The organism is Klebsiella sp. Q11, from assembly GCF_964241505.1.
GTDB classification, from domain to species: domain Bacteria; phylum Pseudomonadota; class Gammaproteobacteria; order Enterobacterales; family Enterobacteriaceae; genus Klebsiella; species Klebsiella michiganensis.
Genome location: NZ_CAXSXW010000008.1, coordinates 37,466 through 52,882 on the forward strand (window position 1 = coordinate 37,466; position 15,417 = coordinate 52,882).

Annotated in this window: 14 protein-coding genes; 12 read left to right on the forward strand and 2 right to left on the reverse strand. The window is 58.2% G+C overall.

What is annotated here, in order from left to right; translation table 11 throughout:
* The first annotated feature begins 30 nt into the window (after positions 1–30).
* Positions 31–309 (forward strand): YfcL family protein, encoded by a 279-nt coding sequence (locus tag ACESQ2_RS14585; RefSeq protein ID WP_014230278.1) that lies wholly within the window; start codon positions 31–33, stop codon positions 307–309.
* A gap of 54 nt (positions 310–363) precedes the next feature.
* Here ACESQ2_RS14585 and mnmC read toward each other — a convergent pair whose 3' ends face one another.
* Positions 364–2,352 carry a bifunctional tRNA (5-methylaminomethyl-2-thiouridine)(34)-methyltransferase MnmD/FAD-dependent 5-carboxymethylaminomethyl-2-thiouridine(34) oxidoreductase MnmC gene (mnmC, locus tag ACESQ2_RS14590; protein WP_049069334.1) on the reverse strand — a complete coding sequence of 663 codons (1,989 nt, stop codon included), beginning with the start codon at positions 2,350–2,352 and terminating at the stop codon, positions 364–366.
* A gap of 158 nt (positions 2,353–2,510) precedes the next feature.
* Between mnmC and fabB the strand changes: the two genes are divergently transcribed.
* Positions 2,511–3,728, forward strand: coding sequence for a beta-ketoacyl-ACP synthase I (gene fabB, locus ACESQ2_RS14595; protein WP_025106657.1), 1,218 nt, complete (start codon positions 2,511–2,513; stop codon positions 3,726–3,728).
* 204 nt (positions 3,729–3,932) lie between these two features.
* Positions 3,933–5,108, forward strand: a complete 1,176-nt coding sequence (locus ACESQ2_RS14600; protein WP_224260403.1) for an MFS transporter — start codon at positions 3,933–3,935, stop codon at positions 5,106–5,108.
* Positions 5,109–5,147: 39 nt separating this feature from the next.
* Here the strand turns inward: ACESQ2_RS14600 and flk are convergent, their stop codons facing one another.
* Positions 5,148–6,107, reverse strand: coding sequence for a flagella biosynthesis regulator Flk (gene flk / locus ACESQ2_RS14605; protein WP_049069319.1), 960 nt, complete (start codon positions 6,105–6,107; stop codon positions 5,148–5,150).
* A 123-nt stretch (positions 6,108–6,230) separates the two neighbouring features.
* Here flk and pdxB point away from each other — a divergent pair, with 123 nt between their 5' ends.
* The 9 genes from pdxB (at position 6,231) to purF (ending at position 15,310) form a co-directional block, all read left to right on the forward strand.
* Positions 6,231–7,367, forward strand: a complete 1,137-nt coding sequence (gene pdxB, locus ACESQ2_RS14610) for a 4-phosphoerythronate dehydrogenase PdxB (protein WP_009654654.1) — start codon at positions 6,231–6,233, stop codon at positions 7,365–7,367.
* A gap of 62 nt (positions 7,368–7,429) precedes the next feature.
* Entirely contained in the window at positions 7,430–8,443 is a 1,014-nt protein-coding gene (locus ACESQ2_RS14615; protein ID WP_046877188.1) for an aspartate-semialdehyde dehydrogenase, read from the forward strand.
* Positions 8,443–9,255, forward strand: coding sequence for a tRNA pseudouridine(38-40) synthase TruA (gene truA, locus ACESQ2_RS14620; protein ID WP_009654666.1), 813 nt, complete (start codon positions 8,443–8,445; stop codon positions 9,253–9,255). The genes ACESQ2_RS14615 and truA overlap by 1 nt, the downstream gene beginning before the upstream one ends.
* A 27-nt stretch (positions 9,256–9,282) precedes the next feature.
* Positions 9,283–9,942 carry a DedA family protein gene (locus ACESQ2_RS14625; RefSeq protein ID WP_004123217.1) on the forward strand — a complete coding sequence of 220 codons (660 nt, stop codon included), beginning with the start codon at positions 9,283–9,285 and terminating at the stop codon, positions 9,940–9,942.
* A gap of 194 nt (positions 9,943–10,136) precedes the next feature.
* On the forward strand, positions 10,137–11,051 hold the full coding sequence (gene accD, locus ACESQ2_RS14630; protein ID WP_004870882.1) for an acetyl-CoA carboxylase, carboxyltransferase subunit beta: 915 nt from the start codon (positions 10,137–10,139) through the stop codon (positions 11,049–11,051).
* Positions 11,052–11,123: 72 nt separating this feature from the next.
* Entirely contained in the window at positions 11,124–12,392 is a 1,269-nt protein-coding gene (gene folC / locus ACESQ2_RS14635; protein ID WP_046877187.1) for a bifunctional tetrahydrofolate synthase/dihydrofolate synthase, read from the forward strand.
* Positions 12,382–13,071: a cell division protein DedD gene (gene dedD / locus ACESQ2_RS14640; RefSeq protein WP_046877186.1), complete on the forward strand. Its 690-nt coding sequence runs from the start codon at positions 12,382–12,384 to the stop codon at positions 13,069–13,071. The genes folC and dedD overlap by 11 nt, the downstream gene beginning before the upstream one ends.
* A 199-nt stretch (positions 13,072–13,270) precedes the next feature.
* Complete coding sequence (gene cvpA, locus ACESQ2_RS14645) at positions 13,271–13,759, forward strand: colicin V production protein (protein WP_004104143.1); 489 nt, start codon at positions 13,271–13,273, stop codon at positions 13,757–13,759.
* A gap of 33 nt (positions 13,760–13,792) precedes the next feature.
* Positions 13,793–15,310, forward strand: a complete 1,518-nt coding sequence (purF, locus tag ACESQ2_RS14650; protein WP_004123211.1) for an amidophosphoribosyltransferase — start codon at positions 13,793–13,795, stop codon at positions 15,308–15,310.
* Positions 15,311–15,417: the final 107 nt, after the last annotated feature.

Genomic DNA, 15,417 nt, shown 5'->3' on the forward strand with positions numbered 1-15,417 from the left:
GCCACACTTTACATACTATGAGGAAAGAAGATGATCGCGGAGTTTGAATCACGCATTCTGGCGTTAATTGATGATATGGTCGACCACGCCAGTGATGACGAACTGTTTGCCGGCGGTTATCTGCGCGGCCACCTGACGCTGGCGGTGGCCGAGCTGGAAGGAGAGGGCGAGCATACTGCGCAAGCGGTACATGACAAGGTATCCCGGAGCCTGGAAAAAGCCATCAGCGCGGGCGAACTGTCGCCGCCGGATCAGGTTCTGGTGCAGGAGATGTGGAACAGTTTGTACCAGAAGGCGATGCAGAAATAGTTCTGCCCTCCGCCAAAGCCCGGCATTCGCTCAGCCGGGCTCTATTTCCCGCAATTATTTCACCGCTTTCCCTTTCAGCAGTTTTCTTACCCACAGCCGGTTAGGATTCAGCGCCGCCAGCGTTTCTTTATCCATGGGTAATGGCTCATTGCTCATTTGCGACGCCAGAATTTCAGCCGCCAGCGGCGCGGAGCACAGGCCGCGCGAGCCCAGCGCGCCTAGCATATACAGGTTGCGGTAAACCGGCGCTTCTCCGGCCTGCTCCTGACGTTCAGCCAGCGAGGCATATTCGCGTAAGGTGGCCTCATAATCAGGCACGCTGCCGACCATCGGCAAATGATCGCGGGTTGCGCAGCGCACGCCGCTGCGGGCCTGATTAGCGCTCACGTCTACCTCCCGCGTCCATTCCGCCTGCGGGAAACAGTCAATCAGGCGCTGGCGATTCTGCTGCTGATCCTCGGCGCTAAACGCGGCCTCTGCCTGTCCGCGGTGGTAGCTTGCGCCAATGCAGTGTTGCTGATTATGCGGGTTTTGCGGCGTCAGGTAGCCGTTGTAGCACAGGACCTGGCGCAATTTCGATAGCCCTGGCGTCGTCGGAATATGGCTAACCTGACCGGCAACCGGGTACATGGGAAGATGCTCCGTCTGGCTAAAGCGGGTCAGCTGATGGCCGTTGGCCAGTACCACGACCTCGTGGTACTGCCGCTGGTTTAATTGCCAGCCGTTGTTGTCTGCGCTGAGCTCCGTGACCGGATAATCGTAGCGCACGCGCAATCCACGAGTGGCGGCGAGGGCCAGCAGTTCAGCGGTTAACTGCTGTGGACAAAGCCAGCCGCCGGCAGGATAGGCGATGCCCCCGCAGCCGGTTTCCACACCGGTTTGTTGCGCAGTGGTTCGGGCATCCACGGCGACGGCGATTTCCGGCGGCAGGTTAAGCTCAATCATCTGGGCGATTTTCTGCGCGCTTTTCGTATCCCAGCCCAGCTGCGTCACGCCGCACCAGTCATGATCGAACATCACCGGCAGAGCGTCATACAGGCGGCGGGCGAAAGTAAATGCCGCCGGGAAGAAGCGGGCCAGGGCGGGATCGTGCTGGCTGAGCAGCGGATAGAGCGCGCCCTGGCGGTTTCCGGATGCGCCTTCAGCCGGCGCGCTGTCGGCGCAGTATAACGTTACCTGCCATCCGCGGCGCAGCAGCGCCAGCGCGAGCAGGGCGCTGGCGATCCCCCCGCCGACAATCGCGGCATCGCGCTGTTCCGTACCGCTGCGGGCAAACCACGGCGCGCGCGCGGGGATCTCCGGCGTTTCACGCATTTCGCCGGTCAGCATTTCGCGCTTGCGGCCAAAACCCTTGCGCTTCTGCATGCTGAAACCGGCCTCCTGCAGGCCGCGGCGCACAAAGCCGGCGGAGGTGAAGGTGGCCAGGGTACCGCCGGGTCTTGCCAGACGAGCCATCGCCGCAAACAGCTCCGCCGTCCACATGTCCGGGTTTTTTGCCGGGGCAAAGCCATCAAGAAACCAGGCGTCCACCTGCTGATTAAGCGAATCATCGAGCTCGTTGGTCAGTTCATTAATATCGCCAAACCACAAATCCAGCGTGACCCGCCCTTCATCCAGCAGCAGACGATGGCAGCCCGCGATGGGCAGAGGCCACTGCGCCTGCAGCTGCTCGGCCCAGGTTGCAAGCTCCGGCCAGCGTTGGTGGGCAAGGCGCAGGTCCTCCGCTTTCAGCGGAAATTTTTCGAAACTGATGAAATGTAATCTTTGCAGGGTAGCTTCTGGGTTATCGCGGTGAAAAACGTCAAACGCCTGCCACAGCGTGAGGAAATTCAGGCCGGTACCGAACCCGCTTTCGGCAACCACAAAGAACGGACGTGCATGCTCAGGGAAGCGTTCCCTGAGCTGGTTTCCGTCGAGGAAAACGTAGCGCGTCTCTTCCAGACCGTTGTCATTGGAAAAGTAGACATCGTCAAAATCTCGGGAAACAGGTGTACCCTCAGCGTTGAATTCCAGGTTGGCGGGTTGTATGGCGTTTTGTTTCACGTAAGTTACTCGAATCACAAGGCGTAGAACGATCTTAACGATGTGTGCCTGAGGGCGCAAATTTATACACAAATTGGCTGATCGGACTTGTTCGGCGTACAAGTGTACGCTATTGTGCGACTCGAAACTTAATATAGTGCGACTTACAGAGGTATTGAATGAAACGTGCAGTGATTACTGGCCTGGGCATCGTTTCCAGTATTGGTAATAACCAGCAGGAAGTCCTGGCATCTCTGCGTGAAGGACGCTCCGGGATCACTTTCTCTGAAGAGTTTAAAGATTCAGGAATGCGCAGCCACGTATGGGGCAACGTCAAACTGGACACCACCGGCTTGATCGACCGTAAAGTGGTTCGTTTCATGAACGATGCCTCTATCTATTCCTATCTTTCCATGCAGCAGGCAATTGAAGATGCTGGCCTGAAAGAGGAAGTCTATCAGCAAAACCCGCGCGTGGGCCTGATTGCCGGTTCTGGCGGTTCTTCTAAATCTCAGGTTTTCGGCGCTGATGCAATGCGCAGCCCGCGCGGTCTGAAAGCGGTTGGCCCCTACGTGGTGACCAAAGCGATGGCGTCCGCGGTATCCGCTTGCCTTGCAACACCGTTCAAAATCTACGGCGTGAACTACTCCATCAGCTCCGCCTGTGCGACTTCCGCCCACTGCATCGGTAACGCTGTTGAACAAATCCAGCTGGGCAAACAGGACATCGTGTTTGCCGGCGGCGGCGAAGAGCTGTGCTGGGAAATGGCGTGTGAATTCGACGCGATGGGCGCGCTGTCCACCAAATACAACGAAACGCCAGAAAAAGCGTCTCGTACCTATGACACCCACCGTGATGGTTTCGTTATCGCGGGCGGCGGCGGTATGGTTGTGGTTGAAGAGCTGGAACATGCTCTGGCGCGCGGCGCGCACATCTATGCTGAAATCGTTGGCTACGGCGCAACGTCCGATGGCGCAGACATGGTTGCCCCGTCCGGTGAAGGCGCGGTTCGCTGCATGAAGATGGCGATGGACGGCGTTGACACACCGATTGACTACCTGAACTCCCACGGTACTTCTACCCCGGTAGGCGATGTGAAGGAGCTGGGGGCGATTCGTGAAGTCTTCGGTGATAACAGCCCGGCGATCTCCGCGACCAAAGCGATGACCGGCCACTCCCTGGGCGCCGCTGGCGTACAGGAAGCTATCTACTCCCTGCTGATGCTGGAACACGGCTTTATTGCGCCGAGCATCAACATCGAAGAGATGGACGAGCAGGCCGCCGGCCTGAATATCGTGACCGAGCCGACCGAACGCGCGCTGACGACCGTGATGTCTAACAGCTTCGGCTTTGGCGGGACTAACGCCACGCTGGTCATGCGCAAATACCGCGCATAACGAACACGCTTTACAAGGGGAGCCAACGGGCTCCCTTTTTTGTATTCTTGACAGACCCCCGGGAGAAAAGGCAAACTCCTGGCACAACATTATTCTCTCAGATAATGCGTAAGCGTTTAACGTCATCCAACGCGCCTTAACCCTGATAATCAGGTGGAGAGGGCGTGGTCTCACCTCGCCTTACTCTGCGAACTGGAGTAAAGCATGTCCGCAGTCACTGAAACAAAACGCACTCCTTCAGCGAATGGTTCGCTGTTTCGGATCACGTTCGCCGTTTTTCTCACCTATATGACCGTCGGCCTGCCGCTACCGGTTATCCCTTTGTTTGTCCATCAGGAACTGGGATTTGGCAATACTATGGTTGGCGTCGCCGTCGGTATCCAGTTTCTGGCGACCGTATTAACCCGCGGCTATGCCGGCCGCCTTGCCGATCAGTACGGCGCCAAACGCTCTGTCCTGCAGGGGATGTTGGCCTGCGCGCTGGCGGGGGGCGCCTGGCTGTGCGCCGCGCTGCTGCCGGTGCCGGTCATGGCGAAGTTTGGCCTGCTGGTGCTTGGCCGTCTGATCCTGGGTTTTGGTGAAAGCCAGCTGCTCACAGGTAATTTAAGCTGGGGGATGGGGCTGGTGGGGCCCATGCGCTCCGGTAAAGTCATGTCGTGGAACGGTATGGCGATATACGGCTCTCTGGCGGCCGGGGCGCCGCTGGGGCTGCTGATCTACAGCCATTACGGCGTCGAGGCGCTGGCCTGCGTCACCATGGTGCTGCCGTTAGTGGCCTGGGCGATTAACGGCACGGTGCGTAAAATTCCTGCTCACGGCGGCGAGCGGCCGTCGCTGTGGAGCGTGGTGGGAATGATCTGGCAGCCCGGCATCGGTCTTGGCCTTCAGGGCGTCGGCTTCGCGGTAATTGGCACATTTGTCTCTTTGTATTTCGCCAGCAACGGCTGGGCGATGGCCGGTTTTACGCTGACCGCGTTTGGCGGGGCGTTTGTCCTGATGCGCGTACTGTTTGGCTGGATGCCGGACCGCTTCGGCGGGGTGAAAGTGGCCATCGTTTCGCTGCTGATTGAAGCGATAGGCCTGGCGCTGCTCTGGCAGGCGCCCAATGCCTGGATCGCGCTGGCGGGGGCGGCGCTCACCGGCTGCGGATGCTCGCTTATCTTCCCGGCGCTGGGCGTCGAGGTTGTGAAGCGGGTACCGCCGCAGGTACGAGGAACGGCGCTTGGCGGCTATGCCGCGTTTCAGGATATCTCTTACGGCGTCACCGGCCCGCTTACCGGGCTGCTGGCGACGTCGTTGGGCTACTCTTCCGTCTTCCTGGCCGCGGCAATATGCGCCGTGCTGGGGATCCTGGTTAGCCTGGTGTCGCTGCGTAAGTAGCGCTTCATTCGGCCCGGCATGCGGGCCGATGATATCTCCTTAAATCACCAGCCACAGCAGGGCAAGCACCACGATAGCTGCCAGCGCGATAACCCACGGTTTTTTCAATGCCAGCCACGGTGAGGCGGGAGGCGCCTGAACTGGCGGGATCGCCAGCGTCTCCTGGGCTCTGGCGACCCTGAGCACGAAAATTTTGTTGAGCAGCGTCAGCAGCTGCGCCGCGCTGAGCGGCGTTTGCGCCGTCGCGTGCCAGTGGGTTTGGGCAAAATCCATCACTCTTTGCCATTCCGCGGCTTCAAGCGGCTGTTTTAATGCGGCCTGCAGCGAGGTCAGCGTCGGCGCAGCCTGCGAACTGAGCGTTTGCCGGGCATGTAGCCAGTACGAGAGGGGAGTGAAGTGGGTCGCCGGGATCAGCTCTCCGCTCTTGACGCCGCTTAGCTCCAGCATGGATTGCCAGATAAGCTTGCTGGACTCGCCGGTGGCCGCCGCGAGTTTGGTCACCTGCTGATTGAGCGTGTTGTGCTCCGCGGGCAGCAGCGGACGATGCGTTGGCGGGCGCTGCTGCGGCTGAGGAATCGAGAGCTGGCCGCTTTGCAGGAGCTGCAGAACATTCTCCAGCTGCGGCTGGGACAAGGCATGCAGGGCGGTTTGACCGTCATGCTGACGAATATAATCGCTGACCGCCTGGCGATTGTTGCCCTGATTCAGCAGCTCGCTCAGCTGCGCCAGGATTTGCCGACGGTGATGATTTTGCTGGGCGAGGATTAGGCGCTGGTTCAGGCTGTTCTCGGCGGCGGCAAAATGGCTTGCCAGCAGCGGCGCGTCGTTTTTCAGGCTCAGATCGTGTTTTACGCAGGCCCACACTTCCGCATTTTGCTGGGATGTTAAAGCCACCAGGCGCGTAATGAGCCGCTCAAGCGCGGTACGCTGCTGAGTGGTGAGCGGAGGTTCGCCTGAGCCCGGAGGGCGATCGGACATACCTGAAACGGGTTGCGTCATGATTAATCCTTTGCGTATTGCTGTACTAAATTACTGTACTAAGGGCCGGGTGGTGATGTTCCTGGCGGGCAGATTATGGCACACTTCCCCGGTTTACTCTCGCTCTCAGACAGGTACTGAACCGTGAAAATCCTCGTTGATGAAAATATGCCCTATGCGCGCGAGCTTTTTAGCCGCCTGGGGGAAGTGAAGGCCGTTGCAGGTCGCCCTGTCCCGGTTGAAGCGCTGAATGACGCCGATGCGCTGATGGTGCGATCCGTCACCAAAGTTAACGAAGCGCTACTTTCTGGCAAAGCGATCAAATTTGTTGGCACCGCGACGGCGGGTACCGATCATGTCGATCAGGCGTGGCTACAGCAGGCGGGAATCGGTTTTTCCGCGGCGCCGGGCTGCAACGCTATCGCGGTGGTGGAATATGTGTTTTCCGCGCTGCTTATGCTGGCCGAGCGTGACGGTTTTGCGCTGGCCGACCGTACCGTCGGGATCGTGGGCGTCGGCAACGTGGGCGGGCGTCTGCAAAAACGCCTTGAGGCGCTGGGAATCAAAACGCTGCTCTGCGATCCGCCGCGCGCCGATCGCGGCGACGAGGGGGATTTCCGCTCTCTTGACGAGCTGGTGCAGGACGCGGACATTTTGACGTTCCATACCCCGCTCTATAAGGAAGGGCAGTACAAAACGCTGCACCTGGCGGATGAGGCGCTGATTCGCCGCCTGAAGCCGGGGACGATTTTAATCAACGCCTGCCGTGGTCCGGTGGTGGATAACGCCGCGCTGCTGCAGCGGCTGCAGGCCGGGCAGGCATTAAGCGTGGTGCTGGATGTCTGGGAGCCGGAGCCGGATCTGAATACCGAATTGCTCAAGCGGGTGGATATTGGTACGCCGCATATTGCCGGCTATACCCTTGAAGGCAAAGCGCGCGGTACGACGCAGGTTTTTGAGGCCTACAGCGCGTTTATTGGTCATCCACAGCAGGTGGCGCTGGATACGTTGCTACCGGCGCCGGAGTTTGGCCGCATTACGCTGCACGGGCCGCTCGATCAGGCAACGCTAAAACGGCTGGCGCATTTGGTGTATGATGTGCGCCGCGATGATGCGCCGCTGCGAAAAGTCGCGGGCGCTGCGGGCGAGTTCGACAAACTGCGCAAAAATTATCAGGAACGCCGTGAATGGTCTTCGCTGTACGTACAGTGCAGCGATGCGCAGGCGGCGACGCTGTTGCGCCAGCTGGGCTTTAACGCCGTTCATCATCCTGTTCGTTAATATCATCTTAATGCTCCTGCTGGATAATCCGGCAGGGCCGCTTTTTTCTGGAGTACACCACCATGTCTGAAGGCTGGAATATTGCCGTACTGGGCGCAACGGGCGCCGTAGGCGAAGCCCTGTTCGAAACGCTTGCCGATCGTCAGTTCCCGGTGGGGGATATTTATGCGCTGGCGCGTAGCGATAGCGCCGGTGAACATCTGCGTTTTTCGGGCAAGTCGGTTATCGTTCAGGATGCGGCGGAATTTGACTGGACCCAGGCCCAGCTGGCCTTTTTTGCCGCCGGTGTAGAGGCCTCCGCCGCGTATATCGAAGACGCCACTAACGCGGGCTGCCTGGTGATTGATTTAAGCGGTCTGTTTGCGCTGGAGCCGGACGTGCCGCTGGTGGTACCGGATGTTAACCCGTTCGTACTGGCGGATTACCGCAATCGCAACGTTATCTCGGTCGCGAATAGCCTGACCAGCCAGCTGCTGTCGGCGTTGAAACCGTTGATCGATCGCGGCGGCCTGTCGCGCATCAGCGTGACCAGTCTGCTTTCCGCTTCCGCCCACGGTAAAAAAGCGGTCGATGCCCTTGCGGGGCAGAGCGCCAAATTGCTTAACGGCATTCCGATCGATGAAGATGATTTCTTCGGTCGTCAGCTGGCGTTCAATATGCTGCCGCTGCTGCCCGATCGTGAAGGAAGCGTGCGTGAAGAGCGCCGTATCGTCGATGAGGTCCGCAAAATCCTGCAGGATGATGGCCTGATGATCTCCGCAAACGTCGTTCAGTCGCCGGTGTTTTACGGCCACGCGCAGATGGTGAGTTTTGAAGCGCAGCGTCCGCTGGCCGCCGAAGAGGCGCGCGATGCCTTTAGCCTTGGCGAAGATATCGAATTGTCCGAAGAGGGCGAGTTCCCGACGCAGGTCGGCGATGCTTCCGGTAACGCCCGCCTCTCCGTCGGCTGCGTGCATAACGACTACGGTATGCCTGAGCAGGTGCAGTTCTGGTCCGTCGCCGATAACGTCCGTTTTGGCGGCGCGCTGATGGCGGTGAAAATCGCTGAGAAGCTGGTTCAGGAGTATTTGTACTGATGTCTGAGATGGAGCAGCCGCCGGTCTACAAAATCGCGCTGGGCATCGAATACGATGGCAGCAAGTACTACGGCTGGCAGCGGCAGAACGAAGTCCGCAGCGTACAGGAGAAGCTGGAAAAGGCGCTCTCGCAGGTAGCGAACGAGCCTGTTAACGTTTTTTGCGCGGGCCGTACGGATGCCGGCGTTCACGGTACCGGTCAGGTCGTGCATTTTGAAACCCGCGCGCAGCGTCAGGATGCCGCATGGACGCTGGGCGTAAATGCGAATTTGCCCGGCGACATTGCGGTGCGCTGGGTAAAGCCGGTTCCACCGGATTTTCATGCCCGCTTCAGCGCCACGGCGCGTCGCTATCGTTATGTTATCTATAATCATCGTCTGCGGCCGGCGGTATTGAGCCGCGGCGTAACCCATTATTACCTCCCGCTGGATGCGGAGCGGATGCAGCGCGCCGCTCAGTGTCTGCTGGGAGAGAATGATTTCACCTCGTTTCGTGCGGTACAGTGCCAGTCGCGCACGCCGTGGCGCAACGTGATGCATATTAACGTCACCCGTTATGGTGCATATGTGGTGGTGGACATCAAAGCGAATGCCTTTGTACATCATATGGTAAGGAACATTGTCGGCAGTCTGATGGAAGTAGGTGCCGGTAACCAGCCAGAGAGCTGGATTGCAGAACTTCTGGCGGCAAAAGACAGGACGCTTGCCGCCGCAACGGCAAAGGCGGAAGGATTGTATCTGGTGTCGGTGGACTACCCGGCCCACTACGACCTCCCGGTCATGCCGATGGGCCCGCTGTTTCTGGCGGACTAACCGGGTTATTAAGGGCTAACGCAAACTATGGACCTGATTCACTTTTTAATTGATTTTATCCTGCATATTGATGTGCATCTGGCTGAGCTGGTCGCGGAGTACGGCATTTGGGTATACGCGATTTTATTCTTGATTCTGTTCTGCGAAACCGGCCTGGTGGTCACGCCGTTCCTGCCGGGGGATTCGCTGCTGTTTGTGGCAGGCGCGCTCTCCGCGCTGCCGACCAACGATCTCAACGTGCATTTAATGGTGCTGCTGATGGTCATTGCCGCGATTGTTGGCGATGCCTTGAACTACACGATTGGCCGGCTGTTTGGCGAAAAGCTCTTCAGTAATCCCAATTCGAAAATTTTCCGCCGCAGCTACCTGGATAAGACCCATAGCTTCTACGAACGCCACGGCGGTAAGACCATCATCCTGGCCCGTTTCGTGCCGATCGTCAGAACATTTGCGCCGTTTGTGGCGGGAATGGGGCATATGTCCTATCGTCATTTTGCGATGTATAACGTTGTTGGCGCGCTGCTGTGGGTACTGTTATTTACCTACGCGGGTTATCTGTTCGGCGATTTGCCGATCGTCCAGGAAAACCTTAAGCTGCTGATCGTGGCGATTATCGTCCTGTCCGTATTGCCGGGCGTGATTGAAGTCATCCGCCACAAGCGGGCGGCGGCGAAACAGGCGAAATAACGCGGCGACGATCTTCGGGCGGTATGCCGCCGCCCGAAGAGTGAAGTGTGAGCGGTTCGACCACTTTTTTATCCCATGTTACGGGATGTTATGATTTAATGTGCAACATTCATGGTCTGTGAGGGGCAAAAATGGCATTATGCGCCCCTTGCGACAAAACTGGCATCGACCAGGTTCAGGTAGAAAGGTTATCAATGAGCTGGATTGAACGAATTAAAAGCAATATAACCCCCACCCGTAAGGCAAGTATCCCTGAAGGTGTATGGACCAAGTGCGACAGCTGCGGTCAGGTATTGTACCGCGCAGAGCTGGAGCGCAACCTGGAGGTTTGCCCTAAGTGCGATCACCACATGCGTATGTCGGCGCGCAACCGCCTGCATAGCCTGCTGGACGAAGGTTCCCTCGTGGAGCTGGGAAGCGAGCTCGAGCCGAAAGATGTGCTGAAGTTCCGCGATTCGAAAAAGTATAAAGACCGTCTGGCGTCCGCCCAGAAAGAGACCGGCGAAAAAGACGCGCTGGTGGTCATGAAAGGCACCCTGCATGATATGCCGGTTGTTGCCGCCGCTTTCGAATTCTCCTTTATGGGTGGGTCGATGGGCTCCGTGGTCGGCGCGCGCTTTGTTCGCGCGGTTGAGCAGGCTCTGGAAGACAACTGCCCGCTGATTTGCTTCTCCGCATCCGGCGGCGCCCGTATGCAGGAAGCGCTGATGTCGCTGATGCAGATGGCGAAAACCTCCGCTGCGCTGGCGAAAATGCAGGAGCGCGGCTTGCCGTATATCTCCGTGCTGACCGACCCAACCATGGGCGGCGTGTCTGCGAGCTTTGCGATGCTGGGCGATCTCAACATCGCTGAGCCAAAAGCGCTGATCGGCTTTGCCGGCCCCCGCGTTATCGAGCAGACCGTTCGCGAGAAGCTGCCGCCGGGATTCCAGCGCAGCGAGTTCCTGATTGAGAAAGGGGCGATCGACATGATCGTACGCCGCCCGGAAATGCGTCTGAAGCTGGCCAGCATTCTGGCGAAGCTGATGAACCTTCCGGCGCCAAATCCGGAACCCGCTCACGAAGGTGAGGTGGTGCCACCGGTGCCGGATCAGGAACCAGAGGCCTGATAATGCAGAGGGCAGGCCTGACGGCGCTGCCCTTTTTTTTACGCGTAGTTATCCTAACTCTTGCCGGACATCATGGAAAAACAACCTATTCCTCAGGCCACGTCGCCCCTGGCTACGTGGCTTTCTTATCTGGAACATCTGCACAGCAAAACTATCGATCTCGGGCTGGCGCGCGTCAGCGAGGTCGCGCAGCGGATGGCGGTAATGAAACCTGCGCCGTTTGTCTTTACGGTGGCGGGGACCAACGGCAAAGGCACCACCTGCCGTACCCTGGAGTCGGTGCTGATGGCGGCGGGCTATAAGGTTGGCGTTTACAGTTCGCCGCATCTGGTGCGCTACACAGAGCGGGTGCGGGTGCAGGGCGAAGAGCTGGCGGAGCTCGCGCATACGACCTCTTTTGCTGAAATTGAAGCCGCGCGCGGCGAGATTTCCCTGAGCTATTTCGAGTTTGGCACACTCTCCGCGCTGTGGCTGTTTCAGCAGGCGCGGCTGGATGTGGTGATTCTTGAGGTGGGCCTGGGCGGCCGCCTGGATGCGACCAATATCGTCGATGCTGACGTGGCGGTGGTGACCAGTATTGCCCTCGACCATACCGACTGGCTGGGGCCCGATCGCGAAAGCATCGGCCGCGAAAAGGCGGGGATTTTCCGCCCTGGTAAACCGGCTGTCGTCGGCGAACCCGATATGCCGTTGACCATCGCTGAGGTGGCGAGCGAAAAAGGGGCGCGGCTCCTGCGCCGTGACGTTGACTGGCAGTATGACGCCAGTGAACGAGGCTGGTCCTTCCGCGATCGTCAGGGGGCGTTAAGCGATCTGCCGCTGCCGCAGGTCCCGCTGCCGAATGCGGCAACTGCGATTGCGGCCTTGCGCGCCAGCGGGCTTAAGGTAAACGAGCAGGCGTTGCGCGACGGCGTTCAAAACGCGATGCTGCCGGGGCGTTTCCAGATAATCAGCGATGCTCCCCGGACGATCCTGGATGTTGCCCATAATCCGCATGCGGCGGCCTATCTCGCCGGGCGTCTCAAAACCTTATCGAAAACGGGGCGCGTGCTGGCGGTTATTGGTATGCTGCATGACAAGGATATCGCGGGAACGCTGGCAAATTTGCAGGCCGAAGTTGACGATTGGTACTGCGCGCCGCTGGAAGGGCCGCGCGGAGCCACGGCGGAGCAGCTGCTGGAACATTTGCGCGCAGGTAAAGTCTATACTAGCGTCGCTGAGGCGTGGCATGCCGCGATGGCGGACGCCGGGCCTGAAGATACGGTGCTGGTGTGTGGTTCATTCCACACGGTGGCGCATGTAATGGAAGAAATAGACGCGGGGAGAATCGGTGGCGAGTAAGTTTCAGAACCGTTTAGTCGGGACGATTGTGCTGGTGGCGCTGGGGGTGATTATCCTGCCAGGGCTGCTGGATGGTCAGAAAAAACATTATCAGGATGAGTTTGCCGCCATTCCGCTGGTGCCAAAACCGGGGGATCGCGATGAGCCGGATATGCTGCCAGCGGCGACCCAGGCGCTGCCTTCGCAGCCTCCTGAAGGGGCGGCGGAAGAGGTGAGGGCCGGCGATGCCGCTGCGCCATCGCTGGATCCGTCGCGGATACCGGTGAACAACAACAGTTTTGATGTGGTGCAGGAGCCGGTGGTCGCACCGAAACCACAGCCAAAACCTCAGCCGAAGCCGGTAGAGAAGCCGCAACCGCAACCACAGCAGCAGCAGGTTGCGGCGCAGACGCCGCCGCCTAAACCGCAGCAGCAGGCTGAAATTCCGGCGCCGACCGGTAAAGCCTATGTGGTGCAGCTTGGCGCGCTGAAGAACGCCGATAAGGTCAACGAGATTGTCGGTAAGCTGCGCGCTTCCGGCTTTAAAGTTTACACGTCGCCTTCGACGCCGGTGCAGGGTAAAATTACCCGTATTCTCGTGGGGCCGGATACCTCGAAGGATAAGCTGAAAGGTCAGCTTGGTGAGCTGAAGCAGCTTTCGGGACTTAGCGGCGTGGTCATGGGCTACAGCCCGAACTAACTCTCTCTTTTTTAAAGGAGTAGAGTGCTGAAACCCCTGTCTGACGCGCCCTGAAGAGGCGAAAGACAGTATGGCGTTGAATGTTTTTTCAGCGCCATTTTTATTTCTGTAGGGCACGGAAATCCCTACGCAAACGTTTTCTTTTTCTGTTAGAATGCGCCCCGAACCGGACGACAGGGCGTAAAATCGTGGGACGTATATGGTCTGGATTGATTACGCCATAATTGCGGTGATTGGTTTTTCCTCACTGGTTAGCCTGATCCGCGGCTTTGTTCGTGAAGCTTTATCGCTGGTAACCTGGGGATGCGCTTTCTTTGTTGCCAGTCATTACTACACTTACCTGGCTGTCTGGTTCACGGGCTTTGAAGACGAACTGGTCCGAAATGGGATTGCTATCGCGATACTGTTTATCGCAACGCTTATCGTCGGCGCTATCGTTAACTTTGTGATAGGTCAGCTGGTGGAAAAAACCGGCCTGTCGGGAACCGACAGGGTGTTAGGGATCTGCTTTGGCGCCCTGCGCGGGGTGCTAATCGTCTCGGCGATTCTGTTCTTTCTCGATAGCTTTACCGGTATGGCGAAAAGCGAAGACTGGCAAAAGTCTGAGCTTATCCCGCAGTTCAGTTTCGTTATCAGATGGTTCTTTGACTATCTGCAGAGCTCGTCAAGTTTCTTGCCCAAAGCATAAGCGTTGGGATGTAGCTTAACGAGGAAAAGACGTATGTGCGGTATTGTCGGTATCGCCGGTGTTATGCCGGTAAACCAGTCGATTTATGACGCGTTAACGGTGCTTCAGCATCGTGGCCAGGATGCCGCAGGCATCATCACCATTGATGCGAACAACTGTTTCCGTTTGCGTAAGGCGAACGGTCTGGTGAGCGACGTTTTTGAAGCTCGCCATATGCAGCGTATGCAGGGCAATATGGGTATTGGTCACGTTCGTTACCCGACGGCTGGCAGCTCCAGCGCCTCCGAGGCACAGCCTTTCTACGTCAACTCGCCATACGGCATTACGTTGGCGCACAACGGTAACCTGACTAACGCTCACGAGCTGCGTAAAAAGCTGTTTGAAGAAAAACGCCGCCACATCAACACCACCTCTGATTCCGAAATCCTGCTCAATATCTTCGCCAGCGAGCTGGACAACTTCCGCCACTATCCGCTGGAAGCAGACAACATTTTTGCGGCGATCGCCGCCACCAACCGCCAGATTCGCGGCGCTTATGCCTGCGTGGCGATGATTATCGGTCACGGCATGGTCGCTTTCCGCGACCCGAACGGCATCCGTCCGCTGGTGCTGGGCAAGCGCGATATCGGCGATGGCCGCACCGAGTATATGGTTGCTTCGGAAAGCGTGGCGCTGGATACGCTGGGCTTTGAGTTCCTGCGCGACGTGGCGCCTGGTGAAGCGGTGTATATCACCGAAAAAGGCCAGCTGTTTACTCGCCAGTGCGCGGAAAACCCGGTCAGCAACCCGTGCCTGTTCGAGTACGTCTATTTTGCGCGTCCGGACTCCTTCATCGACAAAATTTCCGTTTACAGCGCCCGCGTCAATATGGGCACGAAGCTGGGCGAGAAAATTGCCCGCGAGTGGGAAGATCTGGATATCGATGTGGTCATTCCCATTCCGGAAACCTCCTGCGATATCGCGCTGGAAATTGCCCGCATCCTCGATAAGCCGTATCGCCAGGGGTTTGTTAAAAACCGCTACGTTGGCCGTACCTTTATCATGCCCGGTCAGCAGCTGCGCCGTAAGTCCGTGCGCCGTAAGCTTAACGCCAACCGCGCCGAGTTCCGCGATAAGAACGTGCTGCTGGTGGATGACTCCATCGTGCGCGGCACCACCTCTGAGCAGATTATCGAGATGGCGCGCGAAGCCGGGGCGAAGAAAGTGTATCTGGCCTCCGCTGCGCCGGAAATTCGCTTCCCGAACGTGTATGGCATCGATATGCCAACCGCCAATGAGCTGATAGCCCACGGGCGTGAGGTAGATGAGATCCGCCAGATCATCGGCGCCGATGGCCTGATTTTCCAGGATCTGGACGATCTGATTGACGCGGTGCGCGCGGAGAATCCGGATATTCAGCAGTTTGAATGCTCGGTGTTCAACGGTATCTACGTCACTAAAGATGTCGATCAGCAGTATCTGGACTATCTCGACTCTCTGCGTAACGACGACGCGAAAGCGGTTCAGCTGCAGAATGAAGTTGAAAACTTAGAGATGCACAACGAAGGGTAATCCTCTGTTTTGCTGAGAGCCCGCGGTCTGACGGCCGCGGGCTTTTTATTTTCTCGCGCCAAATGCGGGTCCGCGGTTGCGTCGGAGACTATAATCCGGCAAAGTCT